Below are 11834 nucleotides of genomic sequence, written 5' to 3' on the forward strand. Positions count from 1 at the left end.
TGAAAAGAACCGCGCGTGACGGGCAGTCCGGCTCTCACACTCACCACCATCCCCCATCGAGCCGGGCTGCCCCAAGCGCCACCCTCGAGCAACCCTGACGGCTCGCAGCACCCGCTGCGGGCCCGAAGGCGCTGGATCTTCGACATTCATCAGCGTCATCCCGGACGGCGTGAGCCGATCCGGGATCGGGTGCAGGATAGAACGCGTGTTTCCCTCCCCCTTGTGGGGAGGGCCAGGGTGGGGTGCCGGCGCTGAACCGGACCAGCATGGCGCAGCCATACCTCTCCCCGGATCTCGGGTGTTCCCGAGATCCGTTTCTGGGGCGCAGGTCGGGAACACCCGACCTGCGGCGGGGAGAGGTCGAGCGAAAGCGGGGGTGAGGGGGTGAGCGGGTGCCGGAGAGGGCTGTCACCCCTCACCCGGACCTGACGGTCCGACCTCTCCCTCAGGGAGAAGTGAAGGGGCGCCAGAGCTTCTGAGGTGATCGCTCACACCCCCGCCTTCACCTCCTCCCCAGCGCAAGGCGGGTGTTCCCGACTTGCGGCAGACCAACGACAAGTCTCGGGCAAGCCCGAGGTTTGTGGGGGAGGAGGGCTTTTGGCGCATCGTCGGACAACTCCCGGGCCGGCGCGGGAGGGCTGCCATCCGCGCATGAAAAAGCCCAGGCTCCGCGGCGAGCGGGCGGGATGCCTTCGCATCTCCTGCCGCGCCGGCTACAGGCCTGGGCCGATCCGGGTCCGGACGGGCGCCTGCATCGTCAGGCAAGTGCAGGAACGGCCGGGTCGGTTAACTCTTCTTCGCCGGTCCCGTCGCGACCGGCAGGTCTTCCCTTGCCCCCCATTCGGCCCAGGCACCATCGTAGATCGCCTTGATCGGGCGTCCGGCGACCTCGAAGGCGACGCCGAGGATGGCGGCGGAGACGCCGGAACCGCAGCTCGTGATCACCGGCTGATCGGGATCGATCCCGGCCTCGGCAATGGCCTTCCCGAGTTCCTGCCTGTCCTTCAGGCGGCCGTTCTCGACGATCCTGTCGAAGGGGAGGTTGAGGCTTCCGGGGATGTGCCCCATGCGAAGGCCGGGGCGCGGCTCGGGCGCGTCGCCCCTGAAGCGGTCGGCCGGCCGGGCATCGACCACCTGAGCCGCCTTCGATTGCAGCGCCTCCTGCACGGCGGAGGCATCCGCAACCAGGGCGGGGTTGAAGGCGGGCGTGAAGGTGCGGGGCGTGCGCGGCTTCTCCGGGCCGGTCTCGATGGGGCGGCCCTCCGCCTTCCAGGCCGGAAAGCCGCCGTCGAGGAGAAAGACCCGGCTTGCGCCGAAGACCTGGAAGGTCCAGCGCACCCGCGGCGCCGCAAAGAGGCCGGCGCCGTCATAGACCACGATGGTCATGGTCTCGCTGATCCCCATGGCTCCGGCCACCCTCGCGAATTCCTCCGGCGAGGGCAGCATGTGGGGGAGGGGCGAGGATGTGTCCTTCACCGCGTCGATGTCGAAGCGCACGGCGCCCGGGATATGTCCTGCGAGATACTCCGCCTGCGGGTCGCGATTGAGCGTGGGCAGGTACCAGGAGCCGTCGACGACCGCGAGATCGGGATCGTTCAGGTGCTCCTGCAGCCAGGCGGTGGTGACGAAGGGCTGGGTCATGGATCGCTCCTCGGAACTCAGTCGGCGAGGGACAGGCGAACGCGGCGGTTCTGCTTGCCCTTCTTCTCGATGTCGGTGACCACGACCGCGCCGATCTCCGTCGTGCGCCGCACATGGGTGCCGCCGCAAGGCTGGAGGTCGATCCCGTCGATCTCGACGAGGCGCACGCGCCCCGAACCGCGCGGAGGTTTGACCGACATGGTCTTCACCAGCCCCGGATTGGCATCGAGTTCCTCATCGGTGATCCAGCGCTCGGTCACCGGCGCATCGCGAGCAATCAGCGCATTCAGCCTTTCCGTGATCTCCGCCTTGTCGAGGCCGGCATCGGGGATGTCGAAGTCGAGCCGCCCGTCGCCATCGCCGATGGAGCCGCCGGTGACGGGATAGGGCAGCACGACGCTCAGCAGGTGAAGCGCGGTGTGAACCCGCATGCGTTTGAAACGCCTCCCCCAGTCGAGCTGCAGCTCGACGCTCTCGCCTTCGGAGAGGCGCGATGCCGCTTCGGGCCCGACAAGATGCTGCACCTGGCTCCGGTCCGGCCCGTAGACAGTGTTCGCGACCGCGATGCGCTCCCCATCGGCCCGAACGATCTCGCCGACATCGCCCGGCTGTCCGCCGCCCTGGGCGTAGAACACCGTTCGGTCGAGGACGATGCCGCCCTCCGGCACGATCCCTGTGATCGTCGCACGGCAGGAGGTGGCATAGGCATCGTCGCGGAAGAGAAGCGTCGTGGCGGTCATTCAGAGTTCCAACGTCTTGCGGGGCAGGGCGCCCTCGAGGTCACGAAAGCGATGCTGACGGCATGCGGCTTTCCGGGTCAAGCCTGCGCAGGCTGCGGAACGCGTCGAGAGCGCGCTCCCGCGCCGGGCCGTGCGGAACCAGGGGCTCGGGATAGGTCTCGCCGAGCCTGATCCCCGCCTGCCGGAGCATGGCGGGCGGCGCCTCCCAGGGCTTATGGATGAAGGCGGGCGGCAGTCCTGCCAGTTCGGGCACGTAAGCCCGGATGTAGTCGCCGCCGGGGTCGAACTTCTCGCCCTGCACGACCGGGTTGAAGATGCGGTGGAACGGTGCCGAGTCGGGCCCCGAGCCCGCGATCCATTGCCAGCTGAAGGCGTTGTTGGCGGCATCCGCATCGACGAGCGTGTCCCAGAACCAGGCCTCGCCCCGCCGCCAGTCGGCGAGCAGGTGTTTGACCAGGAAGGAACCGGCGATCATGCGCACGCGGTTGTGCATCCAGCCGGTCTGCCAGAGCTGGCGCATGCCGGCATCGACGATGGGATAGCCGGTGAGGCCCTTCTGCCAGGCTCGAAGGGCCTGGCGGTCCTCGATCCAGGGGAAGGCCTCGAACCGGCTGCTGTGCGGGCGCTCGGGCAGGTGAGGATGGTCGTGCAGCAGCTGGTGGGTGAAGTCCCGCCAGGCGATCTCGCTGAGATACTTCTTCGCATCCTGCTCCAGGCTCGGATCGCGGGCCGCTGCGCCCAGGACAGCGTGCCAGACCTGACGGGGGCTGACCTCGCCGAACCGGAGATGGGGCGACAGGCGCGAAGTCCCCTCCAGATGCGGCCGGTCGCGCCGCTCCGCATAACCCTTCAGCCCCTCGTCGAGAAAACGGGCGAGCCGCTCCCGGGCGGCGGGCTCTCCCCGCCGCCATGCCTTCCGGAGACCGACGGCCCAATCGGGAAACGCGGGTTCAAGGCTCAGGTCCGGGAGGGCGACCGCCTCGGCCAGAAGTGAGGCGGGCCAGGCCCCGCCCGCAAGCCGCTCGGGCGAGGGGAGCGGCGGCGCGGCCGGACGGGCGAATGCTGCGCGCAGGTAGGGCGTGAAGACCTGGAAAGGCTTGCCGGCCCGATTCACGATCTCCCAGGGCTCGTGCACGAGCCGGCCGTTGAAGCTTTGCGCCTTGATCCCGCGTGCTGCCAAGCGCTGCTTGAGAGTACGGTCGATCGCAATCTCGGCGGCGCCGTAGCGGCGGTTCCAGTAGATGGCCGAGGCGCCGGTGCCGGCGACGATCCTCTCCACCACGGAGGTTGCAGGGCCCCGGAACAGGACGAGGCTCGAGCCCAGGCGCTGCAAAGCCTCGTTGAGGGCTTCCAGCGATCCGTGAAGCCACCAGCGCGCCGCTCCGCCGAGCGGGCGGACCCCTTCGGAAGCTTCATCGAACACGTAGAAGCATAGAACCCGCGACCCGCTCGCCGCAGCAGCCGAAAGGGCGGGATTGTCGCCGACGCGGTGATCGTCGCGGAACCAGACCAGAACGGGGGAATCGGTGCTCATGGAGGCACCATACAGCCGCGCTCGATGGAAGCGACACGCTTCCTCGTTCGCACCGATCACTTTCGCTGGAAGAGGGGAGGTTGGCTCCGGCGGTAGGATTCGAACCTACGACCAACGGATTAACAGTCCGCTGCGCTACCGCTGCGCCACGCCGGAATAAGCCCAACCTGTCGAAGAAGCCGAATTTTCAAGCTTCTCGAACGCCGAGACGTCTTCGAAGACCGTGCCCCGGCGAGGTGGGAGGCATATAGCATGCGTTTCGGGCGTTGCAACCCCCTTCTTGGCGCAGGGGCCTGAAAAGGGGATGTTGCTCTTTGAGGGGATGGTTGCTATGGAGCAGCCGTCGCGTTCGCGGCACGCCCCGGATGGCCTCGTGGCGGAGTGGTTACGCAGAGGACTGCAAATCCTTGCACCCCGGTTCGATTCCGGGCGAGGCCTCCAACAATTTCTGAAGGCACTGTCGATGGTCGATTTCGCTCAAGCGCGCCGTATCATGGTCGATGGCCAGCTGCGCACTTTCGATGTGAACGACATTCCTCTCCTGGATGCGATGGACAGCGTGCCCCGCGAGCTTTTCGCGCTCCCGGGCCGTGAGGAGCTGGCCTATATCGATCAGGACATTCTCGTCAGCAACGGTGCCGAGCGCCGCTACATGCTCTCGCCGATGATCCTGGGTCGCCTGATCCAGGCACTCGCGATCGAGCCGGGCGAGCGGGTTCTCGATGTCGCCTGCGGTCGCGGATATGCTGCGGCGGTGTTCCACAAGCTTGGCGCTCAGGTCACGGCACTGGAAGCCGACGAGGCGCTGGCTTCCGCCGCCGTGCAGAGCCTGAAGGCGGCCGGTGCGGGCAGCGTCACGGTTGTTGCCGGTTCGCTCGATCAGGGCTACGCCGCCAACGCTCCCTATGATGCCATTCTCGTCAACGGATCCGTCGAGGTTCGCCCGGATGCGCTTCTCCAGCAGCTCGCCGAGGGCGGGCGTCTGGTCTGCGTGAAGGGTCGCGGCCGGGCTGCCCGTGCGACGCTCTATGTCCGTTCGGGCGATGCTTTCGGCGAACGCAGCCTGTTCGAAGCGGCCGCTCCGCTGCTGGCCCCCTTCGTGCAGCCGCCGGGCTTCACTTTCTAATCCGTTCTGATTCTTTGGCTTCCTGAACTCGCGGTGTCGCTTTTTTGCGCCACCCCCGACCTAAAATTCGATTGCCGGCAGCCCGTTGTTGCCGACTCGGCTTCCATGGGTATTGTTGCGCTTTGAGTCGCTAGGATTTCGAAAACGGCGTCGATTGCGGGAACTCGCTCTTGGACGCTAGGCAGGTGCGCGTGAACCAGAAGTCTCCCAAGAAGACATATCGCTTGCTTTTCGGGGCCATGACCTCCCTGGTCGTGCTGACGGCTGCCGGTGCGGTGTCTGCCGAGACGCTCGAAAGCGCCCTGGCGCGGGCTTACGGCAACAATCCCCAGCTCAACGCCCAGCGGGCAGGCGTCCGCGTGGCGGACGAGGACGTGGCTCAGGCAAAGTCCGGTTACCGGCCGCGGATCAATGCAACGGCCGATGTCGGGCGGAACTGGACGGAGGCCGAGAGCCCCGCATCCCGTTTCTCTCGGAATACGACAAGCAGGAGCGCTCTGACCCCGCGCGGCTTCGGCGTGGAGATCAACCAGCCCATCTTCGACGGATTTCAGACCAGCAACCGCGTTCGCGCCGCCGAGTCCAATGTCCTCGGCTCCCGCGAAACCTTGAACAACACCGAACAGACGGTGCTGCTCGATGCGGCGACGGCCTATATGGACGTGCTGCAGGATACGGCCGTTCTCGATCTGCAGCGCAACAACGTCGAGGTCATCGACGAGCAGCTGCGCCAGACCCGCGACCGCTTCAATGTCGGCGAGGTCACCCGGACCGACGTCGCCCAGGCGGAGGCCCGCCTCGCAGCGGCCCAGTCCGATGCGAGCCAGGCCGAGGCGACCCTGCGGGCCAGCATCGCCCAGTACCGCCAGATCGTCGGGGTGGAGCCGTCCCAGCTCGCTCCGGGCCGTCCGCTGGACCGGCTGACCCCCCGCAGCCTCGATGCGGCGGTGAAGATCGCCCTCAGCGAGCACCCGGCCATCAAGGCGCGTCAGCACGCGGTCGACGTGGCCGAGCTTCAGGTCAAGATCCAGCAGGGCGCGCTGGCGCCCCAGCTCGGCGTCGCCGGCTCCGTCGATCAGCGCTACGACCGGCAGACTGAGGGCGATGCTTCCCTCTCGGCCTCCGTTGTCGCACGCCTGACCGTGCCGATCTACGAGGGCGGGCAGGCCTATGCGGCCACCCGACAGGCGAAGGAAACCGTCGCCCAGCGCCGGCTCGAGGCCGACGCCACCCGCGATCAGGTTCGCGCTGCCGTCATGTCGTCCTGGGGCAGCCTCGAGGCGGCTCGCGCTCAGATCCAGGCGGCTCAGGCCCAGATCGATGCGGCGGAAACGGCGCTCAGCGGCGTGCGCGAGGAGGCCCGGGTCGGCCAGCGCACCACGCTCGATGTGCTCAACGCGCAGCAGGAGCTCCTCGACGCGCGCGTCAATCTGATCCGGGCACAGCGGGCACGGGTAGTGGCGTCCTATAACCTCGTCAGCGCCATGGGACGTTTGAACTCCCGCGCTCTGGGGCTGAAGGTCAATCACTACAGCCCGAAGATCCATTACGATCAGGTTAAGGATCTTTGGATCGGGACATCGACGCCTGACGGTCGTTGATAAGTTTCCGGGCCGGAGCTTTTTAGTTCCGGCCCTGCTTGTTTTCTTGGGTCTTGAGTCAAATACTTAACGAACATTCATGAGAATGTGATTCTTGCGTAGTTTTCATTGGTGCGGCTATGGGTTCTGCGGGCCTGAAAGTTAATGAACCATCCATGGAAGATATTTTGGCTTCCATCCGGCGCATCATCGCCGACGACCAGGAGGAGCCCAAGGTTTCCGAGCCGGAGGCATCCGCTTCCTCTCCCCTGAAGAACGTGCTCGACATCGCCGAGCGTCATGTCTCTCCGCTTCTCGGCGCCGGGCCCAACGAGCCTGTGCTCGGTCCCTGGAACCGCGGGGAGATGGGCTTCCGCGAAGGGCTGCCGGAGGATGAACCGGTCGAAAGCCAGCCTGCCTCGCCAGAGCCTGCCGTGGCGGTCCTCGATCCCGCGTCCAAGTCCCAAACACCGCAGCCCGTGACCGAGCCTGCCCCGGCCGAGGCGCTTCTGTCGCGGGAGGCCGGTGCCTCCGTGGCCGATGCCTTTGGGCGTTTGGGTGCCTCGATGCGCTCCAGCCAGCCGCTCACCGTCGAGGACCTGATGAAGGAGATGCTGCGGCCGATGCTCAAGGCGTGGCTCGACGACAATCTGCCTTCCTTGGTGGAGCGCCTGGTCAAGGATGAAATCGAGCGCGTGGCCCGGCGCCGGGCTTAAGATTGCCGCGCCTCTGTTGACTTCGGCCGGTCCGTCCGGTTTGTAGCCGTCTTGCTTGCGCGTTCCTCGCGCCAACGGGCCGGTAGCTACCATGATGGACAAGACGTTCGATCCCTCCGCAGTCGAAGCACGCATCTCCTCCCGCTGGGAGGAGGCTCAGGCCTTCAAGGCCGGCCGCGAGGATCGCAAGGACGCCGTACCCTACACCATCGTCATCCCGCCGCCGAACGTCACCGGCTCGCTCCACATGGGGCATGCCCTCAACAACACGATCCAGGACATCCTCTGCCGTTTCGAGCGCATGCGCGGTCGCGACGTGCTTTGGCAGCCGGGCACCGACCATGCCGGAATCGCCACCCAGATGGTGGTGGAGCGCCGGCTCGCCGAGCGCCAGATCCAGCGCCGCGATCTCGGCCGCGAGGAGTTCGTGAAGCGTGTCTGGGAGTGGAAGGAGGAATCCGGCGGCACCATCGTGCGCCAGCTCAGGCGGCTGGGCGCCTCCTGCGACTGGTCGCGCGAGCGCTTCACCATGGACGAGGGCCTGTCGCGCGCCGTGCTCAAGGTCTTCGTGGATCTGTATCGGCAGGGCCTGATCTACAAGGACAAGCGCCTCGTGAACTGGGATCCCAAGTTCCAGACCGCGATCTCCGACCTCGAGGTGCAGCAGGTCGAGGTGAAGGGCAGCCTCTGGCACATCCGCTACGCCATCGAGGGGAGCCCCGACCGCTCCATCACCGTGGCGACGACACGGCCTGAGACCATGCTGGGCGACGTGGCGGTCGCCGTGCATCCGGAGGACGAGCGCTACAAGGACCTGATCGGCAAGCACGCGATCCTGCCGCTGGTGGGCCGGCGCATCCCCATCGTCGCCGACGAGTATTCCGATCCGGAGAAGGGCACCGGCGCGGTGAAGATCACTCCGGCGCACGACTTCAACGATTTCGAGGTGGGCCGCCGCCACAGGCTGCCGCTCATCAACATCTTCGGCCCCGAGGGCGAGCTGAAGCTTGCCGGCAACGAGGGCTTCCTCGAGGGGCTTCCGCAGACGGACGATCTGAAGGCGGTTCTCGCCCTTGATGGCTTCGACCGCTTCGACGCGCGCAAGCGGGTCGTCGCCATGCTCGAGGAGCGCGAGATCCTCGTCCAGGTCGAGCCGCACACTCACATGGTGCCCCACGGCGACCGCTCGAACGTGGTGATCGAGCCCTACCTCACGGATCAATGGTACGTGAACGTGAAGCCGCTCGCCGAGCGCGCGCTGGAGGTGGTTCGCAAGGGCAAGACCCGGTTCGTGCCTGAGAACTGGGAGAAGACCTATTTCCAGTGGCTCGAGAACATCGAGCCCTGGTGCGTCTCGCGCCAGCTCTGGTGGGGGCACCAGATCCCGGCCTGGTATGACGATCAGGGCAATGTCTACGTTGCCATGAGCGAGGAGGAGGCCAAGGCCGAGGCCCGCGCCAAGCACGGCAAGGACGTTGCGCTCAAGCGCGACGAGGACGTGCTCGACACCTGGTTCTCCTCCGCCCTGTGGCCGTTCTCGACCCTGGGCTGGCCGGACGGGACCCCGGAGCTGAAGCGCTACTACCCGACCAACACCCTCGTCACGGGCTTCGACATCATCTTCTTCTGGGTTGCCCGCATGATGATGATGGGCCTGCACTTCATGGACGAGGTGCCTTTCGACACGATCTACATCCACGCCCTCGTCCGCGACGAGAAGGGCGCGAAGATGTCGAAGTCGAAGGGCAACGTCATCGATCCGCTCGACGTCGTGGACCAGTACGGCGCCGATGCGCTGCGCATGACCCTTGCCTCGATGGCCGCGCAGGGGCGCGACATCAAGCTCTCGGTTCAGCGCGTGGAGGCTTATCGCAACTTCGCCACCAAGATCTGGAACGCGGCGCGTTTCGCCGAAATGAACGAGTGCCGGCGCGTCGAAGGCTTCGATCCGAAGGCCGTCAAGGAGACGCTCAACAAATGGGCGCTCAGCGAATGCGCGAAGGCCATCAACGAGGTCTCCGCAGGCATCCAGGCCTACAAGTTCAACGAGGCGGCGCTTGCAGCCTATCGCTTCGTCTGGAACGTGTTCTGCGACTGGACCCTCGAACTCGCCAAGCCCGTGCTGCAGGGCGCCGATTCTCCCGCGAAGTCCGAGACCCGCGCGACGATCGCCTTCATCTTCGACGAGATCTGCAAGCTGCTCCACCCGTTCATGCCGTTCCTCACGGAAGAGCTGTGGGCGATCAAGGGTGAGGATGGGCCCAAGCGCGAGACGATCCTGGCTCTGGCACCCTGGTCGAGCCTCGATCACCTCATCGACGAGCAGGCGGAGGCGGAGATCGGCTGGGTGGTGGACCTCGTCAACGAGATCCGCTCCGCCCGCTCCGAGACGAACGTGCCCGCAGGCGCCCAGATCCCGCTCGCCCTGGTCTCGCCCTCTGCCGACGTCCAGGCCCGCGCCGGCCGCTGGGGCGAGATCGTGAAGCGTCTCGCGCGCATCTCCGACATCTCCTTCGCCGATGCCGCGCCGAAGAGCTCGATTCAGCTCCTCATCCGCGGCGAGGTGGCGGCCCTGCCGCTCAAGGGCGTGATCGACCTCGATGCGGAACGCGCCCGTCTCGCCAAGGAAATCCAGAAGCTCGACGTGGATGTGGCTAAGATCGACGCGAAGCTCGGGAATGCGGACTTCATCAAGCGCGCGCCGGAAGAGGTTGTCGAGGAGCAGCGCGAGCGCCGCGAGGAGGCGCTGACCCGCAAGGCGAAGATGGAAGAGGCGCTCGCGCGTTTGAGGGACGCTTGAGCCAACCTTTGATTTCCACGTCATCACCGGCCCTGTGCCGGTGATCTCGATTTATTGAGTCGCAGCGCTCTTCTGATCAGGATGGCCGGGACAGGCCCGGCCATGACGCGGGGAAAAGGTTTGGGCCCTCTCACCCCAGCACGAAATCCACCAGGAGCTTCACGTTCAGCACCACGATCACCGCCGCGATCACGCCCGCGATGGCGGTGAGCCAGCGCGGCGTGACGAGTTCGCCCATCTTGGCCTTCGAGGCGGTCATGGTGACGAGGGGGATGACCGCGAAGGGGAGCTGGAGGCTCAGGATCACCTGGCTCAGGATCAGCAGTTTCGCCGTGCCGCTCTCGCCGTAGGCGATGGTGACGCCGGCCGCCGGGATGATCGCGAGGCCGCGGGTGACGAGGCGGCGCATCCAGGGCGCCATCTTGAAGTTGATGAAGCCCTCCATGACGATCTGGCCCGCCATGGTCGCCGTCACGGTGGAGTTCAGGCCGCAGCACAGGAGCGAGAGGCCGAAGAGCATCGGCGCGATGGCGCTCCCGAGGATCGGCTGGAGGAGCGTGTGCGCCTCGCCGAGCTCGGCGATCTCCGTTCGCCCCGTATGATGGAACGCGGCTGCCGCGAGGATGAGCAGCGAGGCGTTGATGGTGAGCGCGAACATCAGCGCGATGGTGGAGTCGAGCGTTGCAAAGCGCAGCGCCTCGCGCCGCTCGCTGAGGGTGTCGCCATAGGCGCGGGTCTGGACGATGCCCGAGTGCAGGTAGAGATTGTGCGGCATCACCGTCGCGCCGAGGATGCCGAGCGCAAGGTAGAGCATGTCCGGGTTGGTGACGATCTCGGTCGTCGGCGCGAATCCGGTGATCACGCCCGCCCAATCCGGATCGGCCATGGCGATCTGGATGCCGAAGCACACGGCGATCACGCCGAGGAGGGCGATGATGAAGGCCTCCACCCAGCGGAAGCCGAGATTCTGCAGGTACAGGATCAGGAAGACATCGAGGGCCGTGATGATGACGCCGATCTCGAGCGGGACGCCGAAGAGCAGGTTGAGGCCGATGGCCGTGCCGATGACCTCGGCGAGGTCCGTGGCACAGATGGCGAGTTCCGCCAGCACCCAGAGCACCCAGGCGACCGGCCTCGGGTATGCGTCACGGCAGGCCTGGGCGAGGTCGCGGCCTGTGGCGACGGCAAGGCGGGCGCAGAGCGACTGCAGGATGATCGCCATGATGTTGGAGATCAGGGCGACCGACAGGAGCGCATAGCCGTATTTCGACCCTCCCGCGAGGGAGGTCGCCCAGTTGCCGGGGTCCATGTAGCCGACCGCCACAAGGTAGCCGGGGCCGAGGAAGGCCGCCGCCCGGCGCCAGACCGAACCCGGCCTGACGGCGATGGTGCGGTTGACCTCCGGCAGGGAGGGCAGGTCCGAGGAGCGCCGCCATGCGGCCTTCTGCACGAGCGAGACGGGAGCCGACTGATCCATGGGCACTTTCTGCAGTTGCAAATTATTTGCAATAAGAAGCTAGCGCGGAACAGGCGCTTCAGCAAGAGGAGAGTTGCACAAAGTTGCATGGGGCGGAGCCCGCCGGGTTGGGGCGGAACAGGCTGTTGGAGCGGGGCAGGTTGCAGCGGTTCGCGCGTGACAAGAGGCTTGAGGTTTGCTCTAGGTTTCCCAAAACCCGGAAAAACCATCGGATAGGGAT

General features: G+C 66.3%; 8 protein-coding genes and 2 tRNA genes. 5 read left to right on the forward strand and 5 right to left on the reverse strand.

The features are described from left to right. Positions 1 to 786: 786 nt before the first annotated feature. From sseA to GR303_RS02175, 4 genes are all read right to left on the reverse strand, one after another. A complete protein-coding gene (gene sseA, locus GR303_RS02160) occupies positions 787 to 1641 on the reverse strand; it encodes a 3-mercaptopyruvate sulfurtransferase (RefSeq protein WP_161721757.1) in 855 nt (284 codons plus the stop codon). A 17-nt stretch (positions 1642 to 1658) separates the two neighbouring features. Then, positions 1659 to 2381, reverse strand: coding sequence for an alanyl-tRNA editing protein (locus GR303_RS02165; protein WP_161721758.1), 723 nt, complete (start codon positions 2379 to 2381; stop codon positions 1659 to 1661). Positions 2382 to 2421: 40 nt separating this feature from the next. Then, the gene (locus GR303_RS02170) at positions 2422 to 3915 is read right to left on the reverse strand and encodes a cryptochrome/photolyase family protein (protein WP_161721759.1); all 1494 of its coding nucleotides are present in this window, start codon (positions 3913 to 3915) and stop codon (positions 2422 to 2424) included. Positions 3916 to 3996: 81 nt separating this feature from the next. Further along, positions 3997 to 4071 (reverse strand) — tRNA-Asn (locus tag GR303_RS02175). 211 nt (positions 4072 to 4282) lie between these two features. On the opposite strand from GR303_RS02175, the gene GR303_RS02180 reads away from it, so the two are divergent. From GR303_RS02180 to GR303_RS02200, 5 genes are all read left to right on the forward strand, one after another. Further along, positions 4283 to 4356: transfer RNA gene (locus GR303_RS02180), tRNA-Cys, on the forward strand. A gap of 22 nt (positions 4357 to 4378) precedes the next feature. Next, positions 4379 to 5041, forward strand: coding sequence for a protein-L-isoaspartate O-methyltransferase family protein (locus GR303_RS02185; protein ID WP_161721760.1), 663 nt, complete (start codon positions 4379 to 4381; stop codon positions 5039 to 5041). A 191-nt stretch (positions 5042 to 5232) separates the two neighbouring features. After that, a complete protein-coding gene (locus tag GR303_RS02190; RefSeq protein WP_425515139.1) occupies positions 5233 to 6642 on the forward strand; it encodes a TolC family outer membrane protein in 1410 nt (469 codons plus the stop codon). 155 nt (positions 6643 to 6797) lie between these two features. Next, the gene (locus GR303_RS02195; RefSeq protein WP_246205314.1) at positions 6798 to 7337 is read left to right on the forward strand and encodes a PopZ family protein; all 540 of its coding nucleotides are present in this window, start codon (positions 6798 to 6800) and stop codon (positions 7335 to 7337) included. Between the two features lie 91 nt (positions 7338 to 7428). Beyond that, a complete protein-coding gene (locus GR303_RS02200) occupies positions 7429 to 10137 on the forward strand; it encodes a valine--tRNA ligase (RefSeq protein WP_161721762.1) in 2709 nt (902 codons plus the stop codon). A 130-nt stretch (positions 10138 to 10267) separates the two neighbouring features. Here GR303_RS02200 and GR303_RS02205 read toward each other — a convergent pair whose 3' ends face one another. After that, positions 10268 to 11614: an Nramp family divalent metal transporter gene (locus GR303_RS02205; protein ID WP_161721763.1), complete on the reverse strand. Its 1347-nt coding sequence runs from the start codon at positions 11612 to 11614 to the stop codon at positions 10268 to 10270. Between the last annotated feature and the right edge of the window lie 220 nt (positions 11615 to 11834).

This window comes from Microvirga arsenatis, assembly GCF_009910705.1.
In the GTDB taxonomy this organism is placed as follows: domain Bacteria; phylum Pseudomonadota; class Alphaproteobacteria; order Rhizobiales; family Beijerinckiaceae; genus Microvirga; species Microvirga arsenatis.